The sequence below is a fragment of the Vibrio sp. Vb0349 genome, assembly GCF_033338975.1.
Genome location: NZ_JAWOTS010000026.1, coordinates 15,339 through 41,744 on the forward strand (window position 1 = coordinate 15,339; position 26,406 = coordinate 41,744).

At 45.9% G+C, this 26,406-nt stretch carries 24 protein-coding genes; 9 read left to right on the forward strand and 15 right to left on the reverse strand.

Annotated features, from left to right (window positions below; genetic code table 11):
- Window positions 1-42: 42 nt before the first annotated feature.
- The 3 genes from cpdA to nudF form a co-directional block, all read right to left on the reverse strand.
- Window positions 43-849, reverse strand: coding sequence for a 3',5'-cyclic-AMP phosphodiesterase (gene cpdA / locus R7Q47_RS19740; protein WP_248487345.1), 807 nt, complete (start codon window positions 847-849; stop codon window positions 43-45).
- Window positions 850-910: 61 nt separating this feature from the next.
- On the reverse strand, window positions 911-1,354 hold the full coding sequence (locus R7Q47_RS19745) for a DUF1249 family protein (protein WP_005379879.1): 444 nt from the start codon (window positions 1,352-1,354) through the stop codon (window positions 911-913).
- The gene (gene nudF, locus R7Q47_RS19750) at window positions 1,354-2,004 is read right to left on the reverse strand and encodes an ADP-ribose diphosphatase (RefSeq protein WP_017633602.1); all 651 of its coding nucleotides are present in this window, start codon (window positions 2,002-2,004) and stop codon (window positions 1,354-1,356) included. Before nudF ends, R7Q47_RS19745 begins: the two co-directional genes overlap by 1 nt.
- Before the next feature lie 229 nt (window positions 2,005-2,233).
- Here nudF and tolC point away from each other — a divergent pair, with 229 nt between their 5' ends.
- Window positions 2,234-3,562 (forward strand): outer membrane channel protein TolC, encoded by a 1,329-nt coding sequence (tolC, locus tag R7Q47_RS19755; protein ID WP_005379884.1) that lies wholly within the window; start codon window positions 2,234-2,236, stop codon window positions 3,560-3,562.
- Window positions 3,563-3,739: 177 nt separating this feature from the next.
- On the opposite strand, the gene hldE is transcribed toward tolC, so the two are convergent.
- From hldE to R7Q47_RS19770, 3 genes are all read right to left on the reverse strand, one after another.
- Window positions 3,740-5,170, reverse strand: coding sequence for a bifunctional D-glycero-beta-D-manno-heptose-7-phosphate kinase/D-glycero-beta-D-manno-heptose 1-phosphate adenylyltransferase HldE (hldE, locus tag R7Q47_RS19760; RefSeq protein ID WP_017633601.1), 1,431 nt, complete (start codon window positions 5,168-5,170; stop codon window positions 3,740-3,742).
- 67 nt (window positions 5,171-5,237) lie between these two features.
- On the reverse strand, window positions 5,238-8,081 hold the full coding sequence (glnE, locus tag R7Q47_RS19765; RefSeq protein ID WP_262592350.1) for a bifunctional [glutamate--ammonia ligase]-adenylyl-L-tyrosine phosphorylase/[glutamate--ammonia-ligase] adenylyltransferase: 2,844 nt from the start codon (window positions 8,079-8,081) through the stop codon (window positions 5,238-5,240).
- Window positions 8,082-8,194: 113 nt separating this feature from the next.
- Window positions 8,195-9,451 (reverse strand): methyl-accepting chemotaxis protein, encoded by a 1,257-nt coding sequence (locus R7Q47_RS19770; RefSeq protein WP_158173663.1) that lies wholly within the window; start codon window positions 9,449-9,451, stop codon window positions 8,195-8,197.
- Between the two features lie 105 nt (window positions 9,452-9,556).
- On the opposite strand from R7Q47_RS19770, the gene R7Q47_RS19775 reads away from it, so the two are divergent.
- The gene (locus tag R7Q47_RS19775; RefSeq protein WP_005387432.1) at window positions 9,557-10,330 is read left to right on the forward strand and encodes a potassium channel family protein; all 774 of its coding nucleotides are present in this window, start codon (window positions 9,557-9,559) and stop codon (window positions 10,328-10,330) included.
- A gap of 41 nt (window positions 10,331-10,371) precedes the next feature.
- Here the strand turns inward: R7Q47_RS19775 and R7Q47_RS19780 are convergent, their stop codons facing one another.
- Window positions 10,372-11,904, reverse strand: a complete 1,533-nt coding sequence (locus R7Q47_RS19780) for an inorganic triphosphatase (RefSeq protein ID WP_005379894.1) — start codon at window positions 11,902-11,904, stop codon at window positions 10,372-10,374.
- A gap of 212 nt (window positions 11,905-12,116) precedes the next feature.
- On the opposite strand from R7Q47_RS19780, the gene R7Q47_RS19785 reads away from it, so the two are divergent.
- The 3 genes from R7Q47_RS19785 (at window position 12,117) to R7Q47_RS19795 (ending at window position 14,978) form a co-directional block, all read left to right on the forward strand.
- Entirely contained in the window at window positions 12,117-12,797 is a 681-nt protein-coding gene (locus tag R7Q47_RS19785) for a TIGR00153 family protein (protein WP_005379896.1), read from the forward strand.
- Between the two features lie 131 nt (window positions 12,798-12,928).
- A complete protein-coding gene (locus tag R7Q47_RS19790) occupies window positions 12,929-14,188 on the forward strand; it encodes an inorganic phosphate transporter (protein WP_005379898.1) in 1,260 nt (419 codons plus the stop codon).
- 178 nt (window positions 14,189-14,366) lie between these two features.
- Entirely contained in the window at window positions 14,367-14,978 is a 612-nt protein-coding gene (locus tag R7Q47_RS19795) for a TIGR04211 family SH3 domain-containing protein (protein ID WP_248487341.1), read from the forward strand.
- Between the two features lie 88 nt (window positions 14,979-15,066).
- Here the strand turns inward: R7Q47_RS19795 and ggt are convergent, their stop codons facing one another.
- From ggt to R7Q47_RS19810, 3 genes are all read right to left on the reverse strand, one after another.
- Window positions 15,067-16,797 (reverse strand): gamma-glutamyltransferase, encoded by a 1,731-nt coding sequence (gene ggt, locus R7Q47_RS19800; protein WP_248487333.1) that lies wholly within the window; start codon window positions 16,795-16,797, stop codon window positions 15,067-15,069.
- A gap of 273 nt (window positions 16,798-17,070) precedes the next feature.
- Complete coding sequence (locus tag R7Q47_RS19805; RefSeq protein WP_248487331.1) at window positions 17,071-17,757, reverse strand: general secretion pathway protein GspB; 687 nt, start codon at window positions 17,755-17,757, stop codon at window positions 17,071-17,073.
- Window positions 17,757-19,373: an ExeA family protein gene (locus R7Q47_RS19810; RefSeq protein ID WP_248487329.1), complete on the reverse strand. Its 1,617-nt coding sequence runs from the start codon at window positions 19,371-19,373 to the stop codon at window positions 17,757-17,759. The genes R7Q47_RS19805 and R7Q47_RS19810 overlap by 1 nt, the downstream gene beginning before the upstream one ends.
- Window positions 19,374-19,511: 138 nt before the next feature.
- On the opposite strand from R7Q47_RS19810, the gene R7Q47_RS19815 reads away from it, so the two are divergent.
- Entirely contained in the window at window positions 19,512-20,732 is a 1,221-nt protein-coding gene (locus R7Q47_RS19815) for a multifunctional CCA addition/repair protein (RefSeq protein ID WP_213962863.1), read from the forward strand.
- 52 nt (window positions 20,733-20,784) lie between these two features.
- On the opposite strand, the gene R7Q47_RS19820 is transcribed toward R7Q47_RS19815, so the two are convergent.
- The 3 genes from R7Q47_RS19820 to folB are packed head-to-tail and all read right to left on the reverse strand — an operon-like array spanning window position 20,785 to window position 22,441.
- Window positions 20,785-21,588 carry an undecaprenyl-diphosphate phosphatase gene (locus R7Q47_RS19820; protein WP_017636143.1) on the reverse strand — a complete coding sequence of 268 codons (804 nt, stop codon included), beginning with the start codon at window positions 21,586-21,588 and terminating at the stop codon, window positions 20,785-20,787.
- Window positions 21,589-21,602: 14 nt separating this feature from the next.
- Window positions 21,603-22,085 carry a 2-amino-4-hydroxy-6-hydroxymethyldihydropteridine diphosphokinase gene (gene folK, locus R7Q47_RS19825; RefSeq protein ID WP_005387457.1) on the reverse strand — a complete coding sequence of 161 codons (483 nt, stop codon included), beginning with the start codon at window positions 22,083-22,085 and terminating at the stop codon, window positions 21,603-21,605.
- Complete coding sequence (gene folB, locus R7Q47_RS19830; protein ID WP_154204854.1) at window positions 22,082-22,441, reverse strand: bifunctional dihydroneopterin aldolase/7,8-dihydroneopterin epimerase; 360 nt, start codon at window positions 22,439-22,441, stop codon at window positions 22,082-22,084. Before folB ends, folK begins: the two co-directional genes overlap by 4 nt.
- A gap of 250 nt (window positions 22,442-22,691) precedes the next feature.
- Between folB and plsY the strand changes: the two genes are divergently transcribed.
- Complete coding sequence (gene plsY, locus R7Q47_RS19835; protein WP_005379857.1) at window positions 22,692-23,303, forward strand: glycerol-3-phosphate 1-O-acyltransferase PlsY; 612 nt, start codon at window positions 22,692-22,694, stop codon at window positions 23,301-23,303.
- A gap of 34 nt (window positions 23,304-23,337) precedes the next feature.
- Here plsY and R7Q47_RS19840 read toward each other — a convergent pair whose 3' ends face one another.
- Both R7Q47_RS19840 and tsaD read right to left on the reverse strand, forming a co-directional pair.
- The gene (locus R7Q47_RS19840; protein WP_203346674.1) at window positions 23,338-24,153 is read right to left on the reverse strand and encodes an alpha/beta fold hydrolase; all 816 of its coding nucleotides are present in this window, start codon (window positions 24,151-24,153) and stop codon (window positions 23,338-23,340) included.
- A 176-nt stretch (window positions 24,154-24,329) separates the two neighbouring features.
- On the reverse strand, window positions 24,330-25,346 hold the full coding sequence (gene tsaD / locus R7Q47_RS19845; protein WP_213972999.1) for a tRNA (adenosine(37)-N6)-threonylcarbamoyltransferase complex transferase subunit TsaD: 1,017 nt from the start codon (window positions 25,344-25,346) through the stop codon (window positions 24,330-24,332).
- Between the two features lie 230 nt (window positions 25,347-25,576).
- Between tsaD and rpsU the strand changes: the two genes are divergently transcribed.
- Both rpsU and R7Q47_RS19855 read left to right on the forward strand, forming a co-directional pair.
- Window positions 25,577-25,792, forward strand: coding sequence for a 30S ribosomal protein S21 (gene rpsU, locus R7Q47_RS19850; protein ID WP_001145625.1), 216 nt, complete (start codon window positions 25,577-25,579; stop codon window positions 25,790-25,792).
- A 27-nt stretch (window positions 25,793-25,819) separates the two neighbouring features.
- The gene (locus tag R7Q47_RS19855; RefSeq protein ID WP_054574265.1) at window positions 25,820-26,263 is read left to right on the forward strand and encodes a GatB/YqeY domain-containing protein; all 444 of its coding nucleotides are present in this window, start codon (window positions 25,820-25,822) and stop codon (window positions 26,261-26,263) included.
- Window positions 26,264-26,406 lie beyond the last annotated feature (143 nt).

Below are 26,406 nucleotides of genomic sequence, written 5' to 3' on the forward strand. Positions count from 1 at the left end.
TCTCGCACAAAAAAGCGAGCCCGAACAGAGAGCTCGGGCGCGTTAGTAGCCGTTAGAAGAGAAGTCTGGTTGGAACTGGCCATCAGGAAGCCGACCTACTTGGGTCGTAATATCGCCACAAGCGTGTAGTTGCAGCTCCCGCCAACCAGGCGAAGTGGTATCAAGGGCAAAATCATCCGAGTTAGGCTTAAACTGAACACAAGTTGAGGGTGTTGCCATCACTCGAATGCCCTTGTAAAGCACATTCATATCTTGATGAACATGACCACAGAGAATGCCTTTCACGTTATCAAAACGCTCGACAACCTGCCAAAACGCTTCGGCATCTTTTAAAGTATGTTGATCAAGCCACTCGCTTCCGACCAGTAACGGGTGATGATGCAACAAAACAAGTGTGTGTCTTTCTGGGTGTTCGGCTAGCTTTTCTTCGAGTAGCGTTAATTGCTGATCACTCAAGCGCCCATGAGGAACGCCAACAACTTGCGAGTCTAAAAGAATTAACTGCCAATGCTCGCCAAGCAACACATGCTCTGCGGCTTTGATTTGTGGCGAAGGCAAAACACTGCCCATATTAGGCTTGTAATCATGATTACCAGGTAGCCAAAAGCAGTCTTTCTCTAGCGGTTCAATGCCGTTGGCAAAGCGCTGATAAGATTCTGCACTATGGTCTTGGGAAATATCGCCTGTCGCCAAGATGTAATCAAACGCCACGTTGCGGCGTAAAACATCAGCAACAACAGCATTAAAGCTATCGACTGTTTTTACGCTTAGCAAACTTCCCTCATCGGCAGCAAACAGATGAGTATCCGTAATTTGTAAAAGTTTGATGCTGTCACTAGATGATTGCAAAATGAAAACCTGATTCGTCCACTATATCGTTATTTGTTATTTTCCTTTAGTGAAGTGACGATCAATTGAAGGCAAGTGGTGTTCTACTGATACCACTTCGTAAACAAAACGTCAGCCATTCACCGAGGAATGTGTTTAATTGATGCTTTTCATCTTTCTGCATCAGTTGGTCATTGGGATAATCATACTTAGCTTTTATGCGAGAGAACTCTCCGCTTGAGCATACTTCGGCTACTCTCGCATCATGATAAAGCCTGACAGACATCGTCGGTAAAGGAAACACTGGCGTTTCATCACTCTGACATATCTCAACAACTGTGGTGTATTTTGTGATTTCATTCACGGTCAATTGGTAAACCATGTTCGCCGCTTGGTAGCAACGTACATCCCCAACTTCAGCAGAAGCAGGCAATAAGGCATTCAATTTAGCGTAGTTGGTCTCATACGTTCTCATAAGACCAGCTAAATCAACATGATATCTCTGTTTTTCAGCCAATTGTGCCATTACTCACTCTCCACCGTTTGGGATAGTCCCCATTCTGACTTTAACTCTTGATGGTGTAATTGCAGCCATTGCAACGCAATAATCGACGCACCATTTTCAAATTTTCCGTCCTTCACCCATTGATACGCCGTTTCACGACTCATGACATGAACTCGGATATCTTCATTCTCATAGTCTAAACCATGAATGCCGTGCGCTTTAGACGCATCCACTTCACCAACAAAGACGTCTAGCTTTTCCGAGCAACCACCAGCCGAAGGATAATAGGACGTAACAGGTACAACGCGCCCCACCTGAATCCCCGCTTCTTCGACAGCCTCTCGACGAATTACGGCTTCAGCAGATTCATCGCGGTCAATCATACCGGCGACAATTTCTAGCTGCCAAGGGTGTTCATGTTCCAACGCGCCAATACGAATCTGTTCAATGATTACGACCTGGTCCGTCTTTGGATCATAAGGAAGCATCGCTGCTGCGTGACCACGCTCGAACATTTCTCGTTCGACAACTCCACTCCAACCACCAGCAAATAGCCTATGCTGAAAGCGGTATTTCACCATTTTGAAAAAACCTTCAAATAAGGTTTCTTTCGAGATGACTTTTACATCTCGCGAAGTAAAATCTTGTTGTTGTTTGTCACGCTGTTGCATTCAACACCTCTCTGAGTGAATCCTGTAGTTTACTCATTGTTATTCGCTTGCTCAAAGGACTTGGCTCAACTTTTTGTATAATAGTTACAAATTAATTTAAGTCTTTGCTAAAAATTTATTGCACAAGTGGATAATTACGTGTAAAAAAGTGCAAACTTTAGAGTAAATATCGTGCAAATTGAGTTAAACTACTGAGAATTAACCAATCTATGGACCGCGGGAATAGAAAATGAAAAAATTGCTTCCACTATTTATCAGTGCAGCGCTAGGTAGCATGAGTACGTCTGCGTTCGCAGACTCTTTGGCTGAAATCTACGACTTGGCAAAACAAAATGATCCACAATTGCTCAGTGTAGCAGCACAACGTGACCAAGCTTTCGAAGCAATCACCTCAAGCCGTAGTGCTCTATTACCACAGATCAACCTTACTGCGGGTTACAATTTAACTCGTGGTGATACTGAATACGATTCAAATCTAATTAGTGACGTATCAAACGATGGCAACGCGCTAACCGCTGGCGTTAGCTTTTCACAAGCACTTTACAACCGCGCATCTTGGATCTCTCTAGATACTGCTGAGAAAAGTGCTCGCCAAGCAGACGCAACTTACGCAGCGACGCAACAGGCACTGATTCTTCGCGTGTCACAAGCGTATTTTGAAGTTCTACGCGCACAAGATAATCTTGTTTTCGTACGTGCAGAAAAAGCCGCGGTTGGCCGTCAACTTGAGCAAACTAAACAGCGTTTTGAAGTAGGTTTGTCTGCAATCACTGACGTGCATGACGCACAAGCTCAGTACGACCAAGTGCTAGCGGACGAAGTGTTGGCAGAAAACGCGCTAACTAATAGCTACGAGTCACTGCGTGAAATTACAGGCCAAGAGCACAAAGATCTCAACATTTTGGACACTGGCCGCTTCACCGCTAGCCCATCGACCGTACCAGCTGAATCGCTCATTGATGAAGCAAAAACCAAAAACCTGACCTTGCTATCTTCACGTATTCTTCAAGACATTGCGCGTGACAATATTTCACTAGCAAGCTCTGGCCACCTACCAACGCTCTCTCTAGACGGTGGTTACAACTACGGTGATACTTCTCATAGCTCTCGTGATAACACGACAGACAACTTCAATATTGGTGTGAACCTTGCAGTACCGCTATACACAGGTGGTAACGTAACCTCTCAAACCAAACAAGCTGAATACGCGTACGTGGCAGCAAGCGAAGATCTTGAAGCACAGTACCGTAGCGTAGTCAAAGATGTTCGCGCACAAAACAACAACATTAACGCCTCTATCGGCGCATTACGTGCGTATGAGCAAGCGGTTATTTCTGCACGCTCTGCACTAGAAGCAACAGAAGCTGGCTTTGATGTAGGTACTCGTACTATCGTTGATGTACTGGACGCGACTCGTCGTCTATACGATGCGAACAAAAACCTATCGAACGCTCGTTACGACTACATTTTAAGTGTTCTTCAGCTACGCCAAGCAGTTGGTACGCTAAGCGAACAAGACATCTTAGACGTTGATGCAGGTTTGAAAGCGGCAAAATAACCGCGAATTGAATACTTCAGGTCTTAATAAATAAAAACGCCAGTTGAGTTATCAGCTGGCGTTTTTTATTACTTTTAGTTCAGAGCCTAAAAGTGCCTCTGAACTAAAAGTATCAAAAAGGCCGCACTTAGCGACCTTTATGAGCAAATAGCATTTCAATGCTAACAAACAGCAGGCTTAGCCCTTACCGCCTTTGATTGCATTAATGATTTCACTGGTCGAGCAGCCATCTTCAAAGTTCAATACACGAACTTCACCACCCGCCGCAATGACTTCTTTACCACCAGCAATCTCTTCTGGTTTGTAGTCACCGCCTTTTACTAGCAAGCTTGGTAGAACTTCTGAGATCAAACGCTGCGGCGTATCTTCACTAAATGGTACAACCCAATCCACAGCGCCCAAACCTGCCAACACCGCCATGCGGCGATCGGTTGGGTTTACCGGACGACCAGGGCCTTTAAGGCGTTTTACTGACTCATCGGTATTTACCGCAACGATTAGGCGATCGCCCAGTTCAGCAGCATGGTTTAAGTAAGACACATGCCCAGCGTGCAGAATATCAAAGCAGCCATTTGTCATAACGACTTTCTCGCCACGAGCTCGTGCTTTTTTCACCGCTTCGATCAGTGCTTTTTCTGAAATCACACCGTAATCCGTGTCTTGGCTGCCATGTACCGCTTCTGCTAATTCAATCTCAGAAAGCGTTGACGTGCCTAGTTTACCAACTACAACACCTGCCGCTGCGTTTGCTAGTGCACACGCTTCTTCAAATGATTTGCCTGCGGCAACAGACGCTGCCAATACAGAGATAACCGTGTCGCCCGCACCTGTCACGTCGTACACTTCTTTCGCTTGAGTTGGAAGGTGGAACGGTTCCTGACCACGACGAATCAAGGTCATTCCGTTTTCGCTGCGTGTCACTAAAAGCGCTTCAAATTCAAACTCTTCAACCAAAGCCAGTGCTTTCTCTACTAGCTCTTGGTCAGATTTCACTTTACCTACAACGTCTTCGAACTCTTTCATGTTTGGCGTAAGAAGTGTTGCGCCACGGTAGCGTTCAAAATCCGCACCTTTCGGGTCAATGAAAACCGGAATATTTGCTGCGCGCGCTTTTTGAATGTATGCCTGAACATGCTCTAACGAACCTTTTGCGTAATCAGACATAATCACGGCTTTAACGTTTGGCAGTGCGGCATCCATTCGAGATAACACTGGCGCAGAATCTGTGTTTTCAAACTTGTCTTCGAAGTCGAGACGAATAAGCTGTTGTCCACGGCTCATTACACGAAGCTTCGTAATCGTTGGGTAATCAGGCAGTGCAACGAAATCGCACTTCACATTGAGTGAGCTCAGCGTCTCCGTCAGCACTTTTGCAGGCTCATCTTCCCCAGTTAGACCAACAATGTGAGCATGGCCACCTAGTGATGCGATGTTCATCGCAACGTTCGCAGCACCACCAGGACGCTCTTCATTGTTTTCTACTTTTACAACAGGAACCGGCGCTTCAGGAGAAATGCGCCCGGTTGGGCCATACCAGTAACGATCTAGCATGACATCACCGATGATGAGCACACCAGCGCTGTTGTAATCAGGTAGAATTGGTTTCATTGTTGGTCTCCAAAAATTAAATCGAAGTGAGTTTATCACAGCCCTTATCGAGGCTAAATATATGGCCTTAACTGAACCACTGATTCCAAGCCTGTTTTACCCACTCCCTTTCGGCAACAAACTTATCTTCCACCACATCAGCGTCTAAATTAAGTAGATTTCGGCGGTGTATTTCGTTTCGCATTGTCGTGTAGGCACGTATCAACTGCATTGCTTGGTCTTCGTCCATGACATTTTGCGCAATGAGCGTTTCAAAGATGCGCACATTATCACACCAACGCGTCAATTTCGGCTTATCGTGACTATAGTTGAGCACTAGGTACTGAGCGAGAAATTCGATATCGGTAATCCCACCCACATCTTGCTTGAGCATAAAGCGGCCTGGCTTTTTCCCCCCAAGATGACCGCGCATTTTTTCTCTCATTTCGACAACGTCTTTTTTCAGTTCAGCTTGATCGCGTGCTTTGCACAGCACATCATGCCGCGTATTGTGAAATGCAATTGCCAGTGGTTCATCACCATAAATCATGCGCGCGCGGACAAGTGCTTGATGCTCCCATGTCCACGCGTCTTGATGTTGATAGTCGTCGAACGCGTCCGTTGGGCTAACCAACAAACCCGATGCACCGGACGGACGCAATCGGGTATCGACCTCGTATAAAATACCGGAAGCGGTGCGAGTGGAGAAAATATGAATGATACGCTGTGCTAAACGAAGGTAGAACTGACGACCATCAATCTCTTTTTTGCCGTCAGTGTAGACATTGACTGGGCAGTCATGCATGAAGACAATATCCAAATCGGAGTTATAGCCGAGCTCCCACCCTCCGACTTTACCATAACCAATTACAGCAAAGCCTTTGCCTTCACGATCTTTCACATGCGTTGGCTCGCCGTACTTTTCAGACACTTGCAACCAAGCCTGACTGATCACCGCATCAACGATAGCTTCCGCTAAATAAGTTAAATGGTCACTCACTTTCATCACTGGCAATGCGCCAGCAATATCTGCCGCTGCAATACGCAAAATACAAATTTGCTTAAACTGACGCAACGCTTCCATTTGCTGTTCCATATCATCTTCAGGAATACGCGCCAAATAATCACGCAGCTCTGTACGGTAACTGTCTAATGGAATGGGATTGTACAGCTGCGCAGGGTCGATTAACTCATCAAGCAAGATAGGATAACGAGACAGCTGCTCTGAAATCATTGGACTTGCGGTACACAAACGTACGAGCTGCACCAGAGCCGCTGGATGCTCATCCAATAATTCCAAGTAAGTCGTGCGAGTGCAGATGTTGTGTAGCAAGTGAAGTACACGAGATAAACCAAACTGTGCATCAGGATGGGCAAAGACCGCATCAAACACTTTCGGCATCAAACGATTGAGCACTTCGCGTCCACGTGGGCCTAACGTTTTTTTGGCCAGATCGGTTTTAAAGTTGATGATGGTTTTCGCGCATGAAGCAAAGTCTTCAATCTGAATATCCTGCTGCAAGATATGCTCAAGAACGTCTTGTTTGTCGGCCATATCCCATAGCTCATGAAAATGACGAGCAACGGTAGTCCCCTCGTCTTCTTCATCATCACCAATTAGTGATTCAAAAACTTGGTGAACATTTGCCATATGCTGCTGGGTTTGCTCAATCAATTGCTCCCAACAGCTCATTTTCATCGCGGTGGCGAGCTTTAAGCGTTCGGTTTCGCAATCAGGCAGCGTCTGGGTTTGCTTATCCGCCATTGCTTGCAACAAGTTTTCTAATTGACGCAAGTACTTGTATGCGGCTTCTAGATCGCTGACTTCTTGTGGAGTAAGCAATGCCAGTTCTTCAATGCCTTGCAGTGTTTCCAACAGCCCTCGATTACGCAAAGAAGGCTCTCGACCACCTCGAATCAATTGAAAAACTTGAGCGATAAATTCAATTTCTCGGATGCCACCCGCACCTAGCTTAATGTTGTTATTCAACCCTCGGCGGCGAACCTCGCTACTGATCATCGACTTCATTCGTCGCAAAGATTGAATCGCACTGAAATCAATATAACGACGAAAAACAAAAGGGCGCAGCATTTGGCGTAGCTCTTGATACTGCGGGTACATCTCACATCCCATCACCCGAGCTTTGATCATCGCGTAACGTTCCCAATCTCGCCCCTGTTCTTGGTAATAATCTTCAAGTGCGGCATAGCTCATTACCAAAGGGCCACTTTCTCCAAATGGGCGAAGTCGCATGTCGACGCGGTAGCAAAAACCATCGAAGGTTTGTTGGTCGAGCGCTTTGATGATGCGTTGACCAAGACGAGTAAAGAACTGGGCATTGGCAATGCTGCGGCGTGCGCCTTGGGTTTCGCCATTCTCTGGATACGTGAAAATTAGATCAATATCGGAAGAAAAGTTTAGCTCGCCACCACCCAGTTTCCCCATGCCGATAACTAACATCGGCTGCACTTCACCGTCCTCACTTGTTGGCGTGCCCCACTCCTGACAACACACTTGATATTGCCATTGATAGGTTTCAAAAATCATCGCTTCTGCCAACTCAGATAAGTGGCTTAAAGACGTCTCTAGAGACCATGCATGCGTGAAATCCTTCCACGCAATGTACACCATTTCTCGGTTGCGAAACTGACGCAACACGCGATGACCAGACATCTCATCAGGACATTGTTCCAACAGTTCAGCGAGACGTGAGCGGTAAGACTCCTGACGACTTGGCTGCGCTAACATACTTGGCAACTCACGGGCTAGGACTTCATCGCGATGAATGGCTTCGGTTATAAATTGGCTTAAGCCCGCCACATAACGAAATTGCTGCGCAACCTCATCGGGCCAAAGGGGAAAATAACCTGCGTCTTGGGCGTTTTGTACGGCAGATTCAGCGATAGAAATCAGTGGCGAAGGCAGCTGCATTTTTCTTCCTTGTTTGAAAAGCACGGTAACTCATTCTTTATACCAGACTGAAAGCAAATAAAAACGCCCACAAAAGGTTTGTGGGCGTTTTATCAAAAGTTCGGGATCGAATATTAAACTTGGAAAGATTTGATCTTCTTGTCTAGCTCATCTGCATTATTTTGCATCATTTCAGAGGTTTCTAGCAGCTCGGTAACGACAACAACTGAGGCTTCCACCAACTCACGTACATTGGTGAGGTTTTGGCTCATCTCTTCTGCAACACTGCTTTGCTGACCAGACGCCGTCGCGATCTGGAAGTTCATGTCATTGATTTGCGTCACTTGCCCAACAATACCATCGAGCTCAGATCCAGCATTAGAAACCAGCTCGTTTCCATCTGCCGCTTCTACAACGCTTTTTTCCATGAGTTCTACCGCAGATTCAGCACTGGTTTGCAGCTGTGCGATCATCTCTTGAATTTCTACCGTCGCTTGTTGTGTACGTTGGGCAAGGTTACGAACTTCATCTGCAACCACAGCAAAACCCCGCCCAGCCTCGCCAGCTCGCGCCGCTTCAATCGCCGCATTCAGTGCAAGCAGGTTGGTTTGTTCAGAAATGCCTTGAATCGTCCCTACAACGCTACCAATGGCTTCAACACGTTCTTCAACTTGGTTAACCGCTTGTGCCGATGAAGCGATATCCGACGAAAGTTCACTCATTTTCGCCATTGTACTTTGCAAGAACTGCTGACCAGAAATTGCTTGCGCGGAAGCTTGCTCTGTTAGAGAAGATGCCGTCTGGGCATGTTCCGCAACCGTTTGGACCGTCGACGACATTTCACTCATCGCCGTAGCAAGTTGATCAATTTCGTTAAACTCTTCTTGCGCCGATTCCTTCGTTTCCGACATGCTCAGTGTCATGACTTCGGTGAGCGTTGATAATTCATCAGACGCATTAATTTGCATTTGAATCACATCGTGCAATTGTCGACGTGTCTTTTCTAATTCACGTGCCACGTCTCCGTATTCATCTTTACAATCCATACCAAATGGAACAGAGAGGTTCTTGCTCGCCATCAGTTTGATCGCGTCGCTCAGATACTGTGTTTGACGCAACATCACTCTAGCCGCCGCTAATAAGAGCACGACAAAAACCACTATCAATAAGGCGGTTTGCCAAGCAACTTGCGTTAAGTATGCTTCATAATGCTGTTGGGCAACTTGCGCGTTTTGTGTCGCCGCTAAAAGTGAGTCGTAAAAAGTGTTTGCGTCCCACAGTTGTTTTGCCACGATCAGGACAGTACTGAAGACCATCAACATGACCATTTTAGGCACCAGTCGAATGTCGGATATGACCCTTTCCCATGGCTTAAATGCCAGCTTTTCCATTGTCAGTTCTCCACCGAGTCTTATATAGTCTTTATCTATAATCTTTATATTACTTATAGTTATGTTCGCGCTTTGCGTGGTTACGCGATTTATTTTGAGCTTCGTATGAAAAACAATGATATCAAAGACAGCACACGACCGATGGGCCTGTTGTCACTAATATTGTCTTTTATGGCACTATTTGTGATCTCTGGCTTGTTGTTTTTCCCGATCGATCACGAAACCCGTCAAGTTCTTATCGGTCTGGATTTCATAATCTGTAGTATTTTTCTACTACAGCTCACCATTGATTTGATCCGGTCCACAGATCGCTGGTTATTCCTTAAACGTCATTGGATAGATTTCGTGGCGAGCATCCCATTGATAGAGCCCCTGCGCTTTGCTCGTATTTTTCATATTATGCGAGTGGTATTAGTACTGCGTTCGTCAAAGTTCATTTTGCATCAGCTCAAAGAAAACCGCCGCGAAACCACGGTCGCCTCTATACTGCTATTGATGGTTATCCTCATAACACTCGGTTCTAGTGCAATGCTGTTTATCGAAGCGAAAAACCCAGAAGCGAATATTCGTACTGGCGCCGATGCTTTGTGGTGGGTATTTGTAACAATCTCAACGGTTGGTTACGGCGATCATTATCCAGTGACCTCCATAGGAAAGTTTTTGGCTGTCATCATCATTGTTTGCGGGGTGGGTATCTTTGGTATGATCTCGGGTCTTATCACCTCTATCCTTACTGCCCCAACGAAACAACAGACGCACAGTTCAATCAATAAAGAACGTATGCTCGAGCAGCTCCTAAGCCAACAAGCGCAAATACTAGAACGACTCGATTTCATGGAAAAAGAGCTACAACAACGTAAAACAGAGACAAAAAAATAGGACCATGCGGTCCTATTTTTTTGTTCTTATCACCAGAACGATCATTCACGCCAATAAGGCTGAACTTCCACACTGATCGCTCGGGTTTGATCCATTGCATGCAAAATTGAGCGCTCTTGACGGTGCAACCAGCGTTCTAACTGCTCTTTTTCTGCGTCTTCCAGCATATCAACCAACGGGAGTAAGTGGTTCAGCATTAGCAGATCATCGATACCATGCACTAGATCTGCCCATGGTAAACGGAAGCTGTTACGCTCATCCGAGTTATACAAACTCGCGAAACCAATACCAGTATAGAGGTTACGCAATAAGCGATAACGCTGATCAACGTACTCTTGCGCCGTCAGATCGCGCTCTGCTGGGAAAGCTTCCATTAGCTCAGCCCAAGTGCGATCGAGCTGAGTAACTGAAAACGGCATGATGTTACTTGCCATTTTTTCACGTGCTTTTTCATCAAGAAATGGCTGCCAACCGCGTGCTAAGATCCAGCGGCTTAGATCCAGCAGTAACCCTGTGTAACGCGCGGAATTGAGCAACCCTAGCACTTCTTCACGGCTTGGCAACTCTTGTAACTGCTGAGTCAGCTCAGATACTAAGAACTTACGCGCATCCAACTTACGCAGCACATTGCCTTTGTCATCTAAAAGCTCTTCAAGGTGTGCATGCTCATCTAACCAACTCAGTTCTTCTTCCAACCATTTAAGCTCTTGGCGCAGAATCGCACTCGCGCGACGAGGGACAATCCCGCCAAAAATAGTCAATGTTTGACGAATGAAACGAATGGCATTACTGATTTCACGCAGTGCTTCCACGCTGTCACGCTCAGCATAAATTTGCTCGTGATAATGCCAATGAGACAAAGCGTGCTCTAAAGAGTTGATCAAGCAAAATTCAACGGTATCCGTCGGACTACTGTCCACAAGTGCCAATGATTTTACTTCATCACCCGCATAACCGCTTGCAAGTCGATAACCTTTCGCCGCTTTGCTCAAGTTACCCAAACGCATACCGCCTTGCTCGCAAAAGCTGCGTGCCAGCGTGAATAAAGCTTCGGTTTGGCCAGACTTAAGTTCCAGTTCAACTTCGCAAATCGGCTCTTGCTTCTCTTCTTCGTCTTCACCTTTGGCTACAACTAAGCCTTGGTCAAAGGCAACTTCAATCTGACTGCCATCGGGCATGCCAATCAGCCATTGTTCACGTGTGAAGTTGGTCGAGAATAATGGCATAAGCTCGGATTGCAGCGTTTCTGCATCTTTACCTGGAGGCCAAATATCTAGAGGATGAAGCGACAGATTAGGCTCGTCGCTAGTGTGCTCAGCATTGTATTCTGGTCTTTGATGTAAGCCTGCGACGACGCGTCCTGCTGTCTTTACGGTTTGGACGAATACATCATCAAAACGGCGAATTCTTAAACCAATGTCGTGCTTTCGAAGCCATTTATCGGCAGTATCAAAATAGGTGTTACCCAAGTCACGACAACTATGCTGAAGTACTTTTGTCTCAGAAATTTTTTCTTTTAAAGTTTCTGAAAATTCAGGAGAAACAAAAAACTTCAGTTCTATTTCGGTTTCCATAGCTATACCTTTCAAAGCAGATAGAAACAGGATATTGCGTAATTTCTCACACGGCAAGAGAGAAATATCGCCGGATTGATGATCTAAAACAGTTTTAATGAGCGATTTAATGCGTTACCATGCGCGCCTTTATAGCCATCGTTCAACATTTCGCCAAGCACTCAGAAATGGTGTATGTTTTTTTAAGGTTATAGTTATTAGGTTGAATGACCATGCCAGTAAATACAATTATGGGGTTATTTGCAAAGTCCCCAATTAAGCCTTTGCAACGCCACGTTGTGTGTGTCAACGAATGTTGTTCACACTTGGTGAAATTCTTTGAAGTATCTTCAAAGGGTGATTGGGAAAAAGCAGCAGAAATCCGTGCACAAATTTCTCACCTAGAGAAAGAAGCGGATGTGCTGAAACGTGAAATCCGTCTAAAACTGCCTCGCGGTTTGTTCATGCCAGTCGACCGTACTGACATGCTTGAGCTTTTGACTCAACAGGACAAACTTGCAAACCTGGCAAAAGACATTGCTGGCCGTGTATATGGTCGTCAACTTGTCATCCCTGAGGCTCTCCAACCAAACTTCCTCGCTTACGTTCAACGTTGTCTTGATGCTGCCGATCAGGCGCAAAAGGTAATCAATGAACTTGATGAATTGCTAGAAACCGGCTTCAAAGGCCGTGAAGTGACGCTCGTCGCTGAAATGATTCATCAATTAGACGTTATCGAAGATGATACCGATGCCATGCAGATTGAACTTCGCCAACAGTTGATGGTGATTGAAGCTGACATGAACCCTATCGATGTCATGTTCCTGTACAAGATTCTTGAATGGGTAGGTGGTATTGCCGACCAAGCGCAGCGCGTAGGTGCTCGTTTGGAAGTCATGCTATCTCGATCTTAAAACATAAAGTTAACGACATAACGAAGAGCATAATTAACACGTGTCATAGGGACGATGACTATTTTCATCGTCTTATGGTTTGGCGCGCGTAAAATTTTGTTCCGCTTGTTATAAAACAACTAGGTATTACGATGGATATCCTTGCGAACTACGGCACTGTCCTGATTATTGTTGCAGCGATTTTTGGTTTCATGATGGCGATTGGTATTGGCGCGAACGACGTTGCTAATGCGATGGGTACATCTGTAGGTTCAAAAGCGCTAACTGTAAAACAAGCTATCATCATTGCGATGATCTTCGAATTTGCAGGTGCTTACCTTGCAGGCGGTGAAGTAACCGACACTATCCGTAAAGGTGTAATCGAAACTTCTTTATTTGCTAGTCAACCAGATGTTCTTGTCTACGGCATGATGTCTGCGCTTTTAGCAGCAGGTACATGGCTGCTTCTTGCTTCTTACATGGGCTGGCCAGTATCAACGACTCACTCAATCATCGGTGCAATCATTGGTTTTGCATGCGTATCAGTAGGTACTGAAGCGGTTGACTGGGGCAGCGTTCAAGGCATTGTTGGTAGCTGGATTATTACGCCAGTGATTTCAGGTTTCTTTGCTTACGTTATCTTTGTCAGCGCACAACGCCTGATTTTTGATACAGAGAACCCTCTGTTTAATGCGAAACGTTTTGTACCTGTTTACATGTTCATCACAACAATGGTGATTGCACTTGTAACCATCAAAAAAGGTCTAAAACACGTTGGTCTTCACCTGACCAATGGTGAAGCCTGGATGTGGGCAGCAGCAGTTTCAGCACTTGTGATGATTGGCGGCTACGTATACATCCAGAAAAAATTCGCTAATCGCGAAGAAGACCGCAGCTTTTCTGGCGTGGAAGGTATCTTCAGCGTTCTGATGGTTATCACCGCTTGTGCGATGGCATTTGCACACGGTTCAAACGACGTTGCAAACGCCATTGGTCCACTGTCTGCTGTCGTATCGACTGTTGAACACATGGGCGAAATCAGCACGAAAAGCACCATCGCTTGGTGGATTCTACCTCTTGGTGGTATTGGTATCGTGGTCGGTCTTGCAACACTAGGTCACAAAGTAATGGCAACCGTTGGCACAGGCATCACTGAGCTAACGCCTAGCCGCGGTTTTGCAGCACAGCTAGCAACAGCATGTACGGTAGTTCTAGCGTCTGGTACAGGCCTGCCAATTTCAACCACTCAAACATTGGTTGGTGCGGTTCTCGGTGTTGGCTTTGCTCGTGGTATCGCAGCACTGAACCTAGGCGTAGTTCGTAACATCGTGGCATCATGGATCGTTACACTACCAGCGGGTGCGTTATTGGCCGTAGTATTCTTCTACGGACTTCAAGCGATGTTCGCTTAAGACACTCGTCAATAGAATGTAAGCGCTTTGTCATTATTGACTCAAACGCACAGAAAGGGAGGCTTTGCCTCCCTTCTTTGTTGCACCGAAGTTTGAAACTGCATACTATTCGTCTATTTCCGGCTCCAATCATTCGGTGCCAACGCTGTCTCCAAGAAAAATCGTTAAGGGATTTACTGTGAAAAAACTAATCATCGCGGTTTTGTTTACTTTGCTAGCAGCGCCAGCGGCCCTAGCAGCAGACCGTTATATTTCTGATGACCTCTTCACTTTTATGCACTCAGGTCCAAATAACACCTACCGTATTATTGGTAGTGTTAACGCCGGTTCTAAAGTACAACTGATTAAAACCAACCGAGATACTGGCTATACGCAAGTTCGTGATGACCGTGGTCGCACTGGTTGGGTACAAAGCAAGTTTGTGACAAACCAAGAGAGCATGGCAATTCGCCTTCCTCGCATTGAGAAAGAGCTAGCCGAAGTAAAAGAGCAGCTTGCTAATGCTCGTCAAACTTCTGATGCAGAGAAAGCCGGTCTTGTTACCTCTCTCGAAACACGTAACCAACAAATTTCAGATCTAGAAAATAAATACTCTGAGATCAGCGATCAGCTTACTTCTGTTGAAACAGAAAACCGCGAGCTACGCGCAAAACTGGATACACAAAAAGATGACATGCTGCTTAAGTACTTCACTTATGGCGGCGGTGTCGCAGGTTTAGGTTTACTATTTGGTTTGATTCTTCCGCATGTCATGCCTCGTAGAAAGCGCTCTCCTGCGGGTTGGGCATAAACCCTTACGCTTTTATCTTTAAAAAGAACGCAAAAGCCAGTCGATATTGACTGGCTTTTTAGTTTGCTTCGTTTGATAGAAGTGAGTACTACTCCCCCATTGAACTAGAGGCTCGACGACGATCCGTTGCGCCATAAAGCTTGCCATCTTTTAGCTCAATTGCATTCAAACCGCTTACCACTGGAATAACGTGTACTGGGTAGCCAAGCTCCATAAACTCAGGCACCAACATTTCTGCGAACGTTTTCTTTTCCACCAGCAAACCAGTCGGGTCATAAGACTTGGTGCGGTCTATCTTAGTGCCATACTGGATGTTTGGTAAGTCAATAGCCTCTTGCGCTGATAAATTCCAATCCAGCACCCCAACCACGGTTTTGAGTACATACCCCGGGATTTGTGAACTACCTGGTGACCCAACCACCAAACGCAAGTTATCATCACTGTCCATCACCATTAATGGCGTAATAGCCGAACGTGGACGCTTGCCCGCTTCAATTGAGTTTTGCGTAGGCTTGCCGTTAACCGTTGGCTGAGGTGAGAAGTTAGCCATCTGCGCGTTCAAGATAACGCCATCGACCATCACACCCGAGCCCATACCCGTTCCTACCGTACTAGTCATCGCTATTGCATTTCCATCTCTATCGACGATAGAAATGTGCCCTGTATCTTTGCTCTCGAAGCCTTGATATTGCGCATACTGAGTTTGCGTTATCTGTCCGGCTTTTGGATTCTCTTTCGAGGTGCCATTATCAGGGATTAAATCACGTCTCTGGTCCAAATAGGTTTTAGATAACAATTGTTCAACTGGTGCTTCCACATAATCCGGATCTCCGGCATACGCAATACGATCGGCTTTTGCAATTCGCATCGCTTCAGTCATGAGACGCCAAGGCTCCACATCCGTTTTCGCCATATGGGCAATGTCATAGGGTGCAAGCAGTTCAAGACTCTGAGCGACCATCACACCGCCCGAAGCTGGGTAACCAAAAGAGACGATTTTATTCCCACGGTAGTCGCTCTCAATGATGTCACGCAGCTTCACTTGGTAATGTTTAAAATCTTCTAAAGACAACTTCTCGTGTTGGTCGTCAATACGACTATTAACCGTCTCTACGATGTGCTGACCAAGCTCACCACCATAAAGGTAACTATCGCCTTGTTGCGCGATCTTCCTCAGCGTCTCAGCCATCTTAGGGTTCTTCATCAAGGTTCCCGTCGGCTTAATATCGTCCCCTTGCCAATACAAGGCTTTCACTTCCGGATCTTGCTCAAGTCGGCTTTGCTCTCTTACTACGATGTCGTAGGTGTAGCTGTTCATCGCGTACCCATTGCTCGCCAATGTAATCGCCGGCTTAATCAGCTCTGCCCATGGCAACTTGCCGTATTGTTCATGAGTGATGTAAAGCAACCGCAACGTGCCCGGAACCGCAACAGAACGAGGGCCTAATATTTCGTTGCGACTGAGTACTTCCCCATTCTCAACAAACATTTCAGGGTTCGCGCTAGAGGGCGCTTCATCTCGACCATCAAGGGCCAGAAATTTTTTCTCGTCATGTTGATAAAACAGCGCGAAAGTCCCGCCGCCAATTCCGGTCATATCTGGCTCAACGACAGACATCACCATCTGCATCGCGACCATAGCATCAACAGCGTTACCGCCTTCTTTCAATATTGAGTAACCGGTACTGCTCACGTAAGGATTCGTCGCACTGACCATGAAATCTTGCCCGCGACTATCTGGTGTAACTGGGAATGGGTCTGGCTTTGCTGCATAGCTTGTCGATGCAACAATACTTAAAGAAAAAATCAGAATACGCATGTGTCTCTGTTTAGACTCCTATTATGTGATGGGGTCTAACGTGGACCAAGTCATTACTCCGAAGTTCGTGAAGATGGTGTCTTTTTACACAACGCTGACTGGAATCGCGCTATCAATAGATGAATGATATTGGTGCTATTTAAACGACTGAGAAAAGCTATATTTTGCTTGTTTGAGTATCTAAAAATCATCACCAGAATAGATGCAAAAGATGCTCTGAAAAATAAAAAGCCAGCGATATGATTTCGCTGGCTTGATGTGTTTCTACAAGAGTTACCCTTTCCACTCATACAACGCTGGTATACGAATTTGCTCACCTTGGAACTCAACAATCACAGCTTGCGGTTGTATTTCTCTTAGAGTGACCTGATCATCAACGACATCCCCTTGATGATACTCAACATTGTTAATTTTCACCCAACGGCGATTTTCATCACTAGCGTACATATGGGTTTGCAAATTAAGCGCAGGTAGACGCCCTTGCCACTGGTGAGCGTTGCGCTCTAAATCGTTCACGCGTGCCGTTTGTGATGACGAATTGTCATCATCTCGGGATAAGGCATTTTCGACCTTCCTAGCTAAATCAGGAGATAATGAGGATAAATCCAGATCATCCAAAGACAACCCGAGGTCCTCTTCAGCAGCAGAAGTCGTTTGGGTTGATGCTGAGTTGCGTGTTTCATCTCTGCTTGGTGTATGGCTCGTGTATTCATCGGGGGTGGTAAATGTACCAAAATCACGCGATAGCTCTGCACTTGGCCACTCTCTTGGCAATTGGGCCAACTGGGGGTTCTCTGGATAGTCTAATACTTTGAAAGGTGATACCACTTCGACCTTTTCTATCGGGGACGTTGTATCTACTTCAACACTCGGTGCAAAGAGATCTAAGTACCAAGCGACTCCAATAGCAGAAGCAGTGATTGGCAGCAAGAACAGACCTATATGTTTCACAGCTGACATTATGCGTCCTCCTTCTCTATTCTCGCCAGTTGAGGCGCATCTGGCTGAACATTTTGCTGAAGTCGGTCTAGCGTTCGCTTACCTGCAATACCATCGACACCAATTCCTTGCCAGCGTTGAAATAACTCGACTCGCTCTTTCATCGCACCATCAAAAATAGACGTTTCAAGCAGTGGCTCACTCACCGCTTCTGCTAATAATCGGTCTAATACTTCAATCGCAGGGCCTCCCATGTCTAAACGTAATGTTTCATTCAGCGGAGCATGCCACAGTTCGATAATATTGCCCTGCCACAACGGCTTTAGCCACGAAACTGGCAGACGGAGACGCTGCTTACCATTGAGCACTTCAGCTTGATCATTACCGACGGCATATAGAATGACATACCCAACATCACCTTGATAATTCAACTCCAAGATCACAGGGCGATTTTGTTGCATCAACAGCGGCCAAGTCGCCATTTTACGCTCACAACGCATAGTCGACTGCGGTTCTGACAAACAAAGATTATCGCGAACCGATGCTTGATATCCCCACAAACGATACAAATCATTTACAGCGAGGTTCGACTGTTTTTGTGTTAACAATAAATCACGCTGCTCATCCGTTAACTGTTGGCTGACGACGGTTGGTGTTGGCTCTACTCTTGGCTCCGTCACTTGTGTCCACACTGACGTCGCTTGAGCTGGCATATAATTCACGACCGCCCACCCCGTACTTAATGCAGCAATAAGGCCTACCGTGACAGAGCCCCAAGCAGGCCAACGGAAAGTCCGGCGCTCTTTTTTATCTTGCTGATAAATATCTGCCTGAAACTGCATCACCTCTTCACAGGCCTGCTGAACGGTTTGCTTATCCACAACCACATTACCCTGGTGATAACTAATGTTGAGGGATTTGTCACAGATAAGGTTGATGAGCCGCGGTATACCGTGACTGTATTTGGCTATAAGTTTACAAGAAGCACGATTAAACAGTTGCTGGTCGCCACCTGCTGTATGTAGTCGAAATGCGATGTAATCTTCTGTCTCTTTTTCATCCAACGGCAACAGGTGATAACGCCCGGTAATACGCTGGGCAAGTTGGCGTAGTTGTGTTGTTTGTAATAACCGCTGCAATTCAGGCTGCCCGACCAACAACACTTTGAGCAGTTTTCTGGTATCGGTTTCCAAGTTGGTCAACAAGCGCAACTGCTCTAGAACGTCGGCAGCAAGGTGTTGAGCCTCATCAATGACCAGCAATGTCTGCCAACCTGAACGATAATTACGCAGCAAATATTGATGGATAACCTGGTTTAGCTGTTTGAGGTTTGCGTCTGGCGGATAGGTGATTTTGAACTCATCACAAATGGCTTCGAGCAAGTCTCTGCTCGAAAACGTGGGATTGAGGATAAGACCCGCTTTGGTGTTATCACCCAAATTCGCCAGCATCGCTTTTGCGACAGTCGTTTTGCCTGTACCTACTTCGCCAGTAAGCATAGCAAAGCCACCGCCATCGCCTAGCCCAGCTTGGAGATGTGTGATTGCCTCTTTGTGACGTTGGCTTAAATACAAATAACGTGAGTTTGGAACAATCGAAAATGGTTGTTCGACAAACCCAAAAAAGTCCTTATACATTAGGCTCTCCAGCTAAAAAACCACCTGAGAATAGTCAGATATAATATAAACATAGCCGCATCTACTCTCGGGAGTAAAGAAAAGTACCATTGCTTGCTACAATGTCCAACGGCATATCCATAAATTAAGAGGTAATTCGTGCAAGTTTATTTAGTAGGTGGCGCAGTTCGAGATAAATTGCTCGGAATTGATAGTTATGACAACGATTGGGTGGTCGTAGGCGCGACGCCTGAGATGATGTTGTCCCAAGGGTACACCGCCGTTGGTAAAGACTTTCCTGTATTTCTGCATCCCAAAAGTAAAGAAGAACATGCCCTTGCACGAACAGAGAGAAAGTCAGGTTCTGGTTACACTGGCTTTGAATGTTTCTTCGATCAAAACGTCACCTTAGAAGAAGATTTGATACGTCGTGATTTAACCATTAACGCGATGGCAATGGAGAGTGATGGCACGATCCATGACCCATATGGTGGCCAGCAAGATCTCAACGATAAACTGCTACGCCATGTATCAGACGCCTTTATTGAAGATCCTCTACGCGTTTTACGTGTCGCTCGCTTCGCAGCGAAGCTTGCTGATCTAAACTTTACGGTTGCCGACGAAACTATGCGGTTAATGCGTCACATGGCAGAGTCCGGAGAGCTGAGCACACTGACTCCCGAGCGTGTTTGGCAAGAATGGCATAAATCTCTCTCTACTCCTCGCCCTGATATTTTCTTATCGGTTCTACGAGACTGTGGTGCATTAACCGTGGTGTTACCTGAAATTGATGCACTATTTGGCGTACCTCAACCTGAGAAGTGGCATCCAGAAATCGATACTGGCATCCATACTTTGATGGTGGCAGAGCAAGCCGCAAAATTGAGTAACTCACTCCCCGTCAGGTTTGCCGCCCAAGTGCATGACTTGGGTAAAGGCGTGACGCCAGAGAGCGAATGGCCAAGCCACAAAATGCATTGCCATACAGGATTAAAACTGATCAAAAAGCTGTGCGAACGTGTCCGGGTACCAAATGAGTTTCGTGATTTAGCCTTGATGGTGTGCGAACAGCACTCCAATATTCATCGCGCGGCTGAACTTAAACCACAAACCATAATTAAAATACTCAATAAACTTGATGTGTGGCGTAAGTCCGAACGTCTGCAAGATATCTTGCTTTCCTGCCAAGCGGATCACGCTGGTCGTAAAGGACTGGAAACGCAACCATATCCACAGGCGGATATTTTTAGGCAAGCCTACCAAGCAGCAGCGGCAGTTGACGTTCAAACCATAATCAAAGAGGGCTTTAAAGGCCCTGCGATTCGTGACGAGCAAGAAAAACGACGTATTGAAGCAGTGAAAGCTGCACTTAAGAAGTAACGAACAAACAAAAACGCCCGCGGATTTCACGGGCGTTTTTCGTTAACATCAATTATGCACTTAATAGAAAAGCGAACAAACCGACGCCCAAAATCAGACGGTAAATCACAAACGGTGTCATGCCCATGCGTGAAATCATCTTCAAGAAGAAGTGGATACAGATGTACGCACTAATAAACGATGTGATAATGCCAGTAAGTAAGAAACCAACATGGACAGGTTCACCACTGGTCACTAGCTTCATGCCTAAGTAGCTACCAGCTAATGTAATGATTGGGATCGACATTAAAAACGAAAATCGGGCAGCCGCTTCTCGAGTAAAGCCAAGGTAAAGCGCTGCTGTGATGGTCGCCCCTGAACGTGAAGTTCCAGGAATCATCGCTAAGGCTTGAGCAATACCGATAAATACAGCTTTCTTCCAACCCGTTTGGTATTCATCGGCAACGAGTTTAGCGTTTTTGTCTACCCACCATAGCAACAGGCCAAATACGATCGTAGTAGTCGCGATGACGTAAGCGCTACGTAGATACACTTCAATGATGTCTTTCATCAATAAGCCGAACACACAAGCTGGAATCGTCGCAATCACGATCATCCAAGCCAATTTAGCTTCTTTACTGCGATCTCCTTTAAAGATCGAAGCAAATAACGCTTGAAACAAAGTGATTACTTCATGACGAAAATAGATCACGACAGCCATTAATGTACCGACGTGAACAGCAACATCAAAGGCCAGACCTTGGTCTTCCCATCCTAAAATAGCGGAAGGCAGGATCAAATGGGCAGAGCTTGAGATAGGCAAAAACTCTGTCAGCCCCTGAATCAGAGCCAAAATAAAGGCTTCAAAATAACTCATGTAAACAACTCAAATTAAAAATGAAAGGAAACGGGTTTGAGCGAATCGACTGGCTGCATAGCATGCCAAATGTCTGCGACTGTGCGTCCATCGCCTGGGATAACTAATTGCGGTTCGAGATCATACAGTGGCTTTGTGACAAAAGGATATTTGTAGATATCACTGCGAGGTAGCTCAGGTTTTTTCTTGGAGACGCGCTCACCGAACAACACTATATCGAGATCCAGTGTTCGATCCTGATACTTTTGCGCGTTTTCTTCGCGTCCCCACTTAAATTCAATCTCGCGTAGTTGATGGCTCAACTCTTCTAATGACAACTCGGTACGCATTGCAACGACAAAGTTGTAGAAATTCTTGCTGCTAAAACCAATAGGTTCGCATTCATATATCGGTGATACGAGGAGATTTTCTCCAAGCCGTTGCAGCTCCTGATACGCAGCAAGCACATGTTGCTCTCTTTCTACGTTCGTCCCAACACCGATATAGGTGGTGATCATGCTCGGCCTCGCTCAATCACCACACCAACAGCACGTGCTTGTGGCACGGCGCCAGGCTTCGCTAGGCGGATTTTCACCCAAGGCACAAAGAAACGCTGCATGATAAGCTCTGCTACTTCTTCAGCCACGCGCTCGACCAGTAAGAAACGACCATTTTCAATGTGGTTAAGTACCGCCTCACTCACCTGCGAATAATCCAGTGCATCTTGCACATCATCACTTTTGCCCGCAGGTTTATTATCGTGTGCCATTTCAATATCTAGAACCAACTTTTGTTTGATTTGTTGTTCCCAGTCGTACACGCCAATTGTGGTGATTACTTCTAACTGTTCAATAAAAACTTTATCCAGAGCCATCTTATGTCCTTCTATTACAGAGGTCGGATACCCGTGAGGGGTAATTTGATCGTAGTATTCTATACCTAAGTAACATTTACTTTGGTCATCACAATGTTACTTAGGTATAAACTGCGAAAGCATCTTTATATACAAGAAATCACATAATGCAAGCTCTATCACAGTGAGGATTTCTGCATTATGTAAATTCGGGGTATGATAGCAACTACGCGGGAACCGAGCATTAAATTCCAATCCATCAAGGACTTCTATGGACGCACTGGCACTGATAATGACAATGGCCGCCTATTTATTAGGTTCGGTTTCCAGTGCGGTTTTGATCTGTCGACTCTTAAAACTGCCAGACCCACGCAGTGTGGGATCTAACAATCCTGGAGCAACGAACGTATTGCGTATTGGCGGACGAGGAGCCGCTGTTTCAGTCTTGTTGTGCGATATGCTCAAAGGCACTATCCCCGTGTGGGGCGGATACTTTCTTGGTATCGACCCTATCATTCTTGGTGTCATCGCCATTGCTGCCTGTCTTGGCCACATGTACCCCATCTTTTTCCACTTTAAAGGCGGAAAAGGTGTCGCGACCGCGCTTGGCGCTATCGCTCCGATTGGTTTGGACTTAACAGGATTGGTAATGTTAACTTGGCTGTCAGTAGCCGCGCTATTCCGCTATTCATCCTTAGCGGCTCTCGTCACGGTTTTGGTCACTCCGTTTTATACTTGGATGTTTAAACCGCAATACACGTTACCTGTTGCTATGCTGTGCTGCTTAATCGTATTTAAGCATCATCAAAATATTCGTCGGCTTTTGTCTGGCGACGAGCCAAAAATCGGCGAGAAAAAACTGACACAAAAAAACTCGGCTTAATGCCGAGTTTTTCGTTTAAAGAAGGATGTATTGGTTACGCATGAACTCGATTCAGGAAGCTCAACAACATCTGGTTGACGAACTCAGGTTGCTCTAAACAACTGATGTGTCCCGCTTGAGGAATCTCCACCAACTCACTGCCTGTGATACAGTCTTTCATTAAATAAGATTCAAAAACTGGACGGGGTTTATCTTCACAGCCCACTGCAATTAACGTCGGCAGAGCAAATTTTTCCGAATCCTCAATCACATCACGGCGACCAAACACCATGCGCCCTATGCGAGCTACTTCCACCGCACGCTCACCATTCAGGTCTTCTAAACTGCGTTTGAATGAAGCGACAAGTTTAGGGTTATCCTGATTGACGTTGTTGGCAAAGAACAGCGGCACAACGGCTTCAATAATTGGCGCAGGCACTGCTTGGACTTGGCTGATGGTATCAAGCATTGCAAAATACTTCTTATACGTAACTTCTGGCTCCCAGCCAATGAAGGTATCCATCAATACCAGTGACTTAACACGTTGCGGCGCTTGAGCCGTTAGCTCTGCTCCCCACATGCCGCCAACAGATAAGCCCACTATCGAGAACTCTTCGATATCTAAATGATCCATCAATGCCAACATATGTTGTGCATAGTCGGCCAATGACTGTGTCGATGCAGGTGCAGCGTCCGATTCACCATGTGCCCAAAGATCTGGCACAATACAACGGAATGACTGGCTTAAAACCTCAACTTGCGGCGCCCACATTTGGCTATCCCAAAGGTAACTATGACCAAATAAAAGCACAGGGCCCTTACCTTTATCTAGATAAGCAAGTTGCTGACCTTCAATTTCAAACTTATTCATTGTTATATCCATTTCTTATTCTTCCACGTCATCCTAGCACTGAAACAATAGCGAACTGATCGCATCAGTCAGAATGTAAAACGAGGCGGTTCATTGAATAATTAAAAATAAAGGCCTCTGAGGAGCAGAGACCTTTATTACACAGAACCGGTTTCAAACCTACCGCATAAATTTGATTAAGCGACAGGTGTTAGTTGATCAATTGGCCAACGTGGACGAGCCTCTACTGACATATCAGCCACTTCGCCATTCTTCAAGCGCTGCATGCCTGCGTAAGCGATCATCGCACCGTTATCTGTACAGAACTCAGTACGTGGGTAGTAAACTTCGCCACCAACTTTCTTCGCTAACTTCTCTAACTCAGCTCGCAAACGACGGTTAGCACTCACACCACCAGCAATAACAATACGTTTCATGCCTGTTTGCTCAAGCGCGCGCTTACATTTAATAGCCAACGTAGCACACACAGCTTCTTCAAATGCTAATGCGATGTCCGCGCGAGTTTGCTCGTCATCACCGTTTGCAGCAATCGTGTTAGCCGTAAAGGTTTTTAGACCAGAGAAACTCATGTCCAAACCTGGCACATTCGTCATTGGGCGCGGGAACTTAAAGCGGCCCTGTGTACCTTTTTCCGCCAGTTTAGATAATAGTGGGCCGCCTGGGTAATCCAAACCCATTAGCTTCGCTGTTTTATCAAACGCTTCGCCCGCCGCATCATCAATCGACTCACCTAGAATTTTGTACTCACCGATGCCTCTCACCTCCACCATCATAGAGTGACCGCCCGATACTAATACCGCCACAAACGGGAACGGTGGAGGGTTATCTTCCAACATTGGGGCCAATAGGTGACCTTCCATATGATGAACAGGTACCGCTGGCACTCCCCAAGCATAAGCAATACTGCGACCGATAGTCGCACCCACTAATAGCGCCCCAACAAGACCAGGCCCCGCGGTATACGCGACACCATCGATGTCTTTTGAAGTTAAGTTCGCTTCTCTTAGTGCCTCTTTAATAAGAGGAATGGTTTTCTTTACGTGGTCACGTGAAGCCAACTCAGGCACCACACCGCCGTAATCTGCGTGCAGTTTTACTTGGCTGTATAGCTTGTGTGACAAGAGACCGTTTTCATCGTCATAAATTGCGATGCCAGTCTCGTCACAAGAGGTTTCAATACCAATAATGCGCATGGTTTTCTCAGTATGCTTTCTGTATAGAGGAAATTTGGGCGTCATATTACCTCGCCTTGGTGCTGCAAACAAATTTTGTACAGACAATAATCGACAAAAGGCTTTACAAAGTAGTTGTGATCGGATTAAAATTCCGCACCATTTTTGATCAAGCTGGTAAGAGACCTAACAATTGTGATTTGGTCTGTTGAATACCAGCGTTAACGAATAACCCCTGAGGTGAAAGGCATATGCCAGTAGTTAAAGTACGTGAAAACGAACCGTTCGACGTTGCTCTACGTCGTTTTAAGCGCTCTTGCGAAAAAGCAGGTATCCTTTCTGAAGTGCGTCGTCGTGAGCACTACGAAAAACCAACTACAGTTCGCAAACGCGCTAAAGCAGCAGCTCAAAAGCGTCACGCTAAGAAGCTAGCTCGCGAAAACGCTCGTCGCGTTCGCCTGTACTAATAACTGAGCTCCAAAAGGAATTTAGTTATGGCTCTGATTGATCAACTCAAAGAAGAGCAAAAATTAGCGATGAAAGCCAAGGACAAATTGCGCCTTGGTACTATTCGTTTAGCCCTATCAGCAATCAAGCAACGTGAAGTTGACGAACAGATTACTCTGAACGATGACGACATTCTTGCAGTATTGACCAAGATGGTTAAACAACGTCGCGACTCTGTAACGCAGTTTGAAGCAGCGGGTCGTCAAGATCTTGCTGATGCGGAACAAGCAGAAATTACCGTTCTTGAGGACTTTATGCCTCAACCACTGACAGACGAAGAAGTAGCGGCTCTCATCGAGAACGCGATTGCTGAATCTGGCGCAGCTGGCATGCAAGACATGGGCAAAGTAATGGGCGTTCTGAAACCGCAAATTCAAGGGCGTGCAGATATGGGTAAAGTAAGCGGTTTAGTTCGCGCTAAATTGGCTTAAGGTACCCCACCCAATTGCAGCAAGCCGTGCTATCCTTTGGAGCGCACGGCTTGTTTGTATCTGGATGGATGGAATGAAATCAATGGGCAATACGCTCATTCTTTTAAGGCATTCACTCCACTCATCATCTTCTTTTTTTGTTA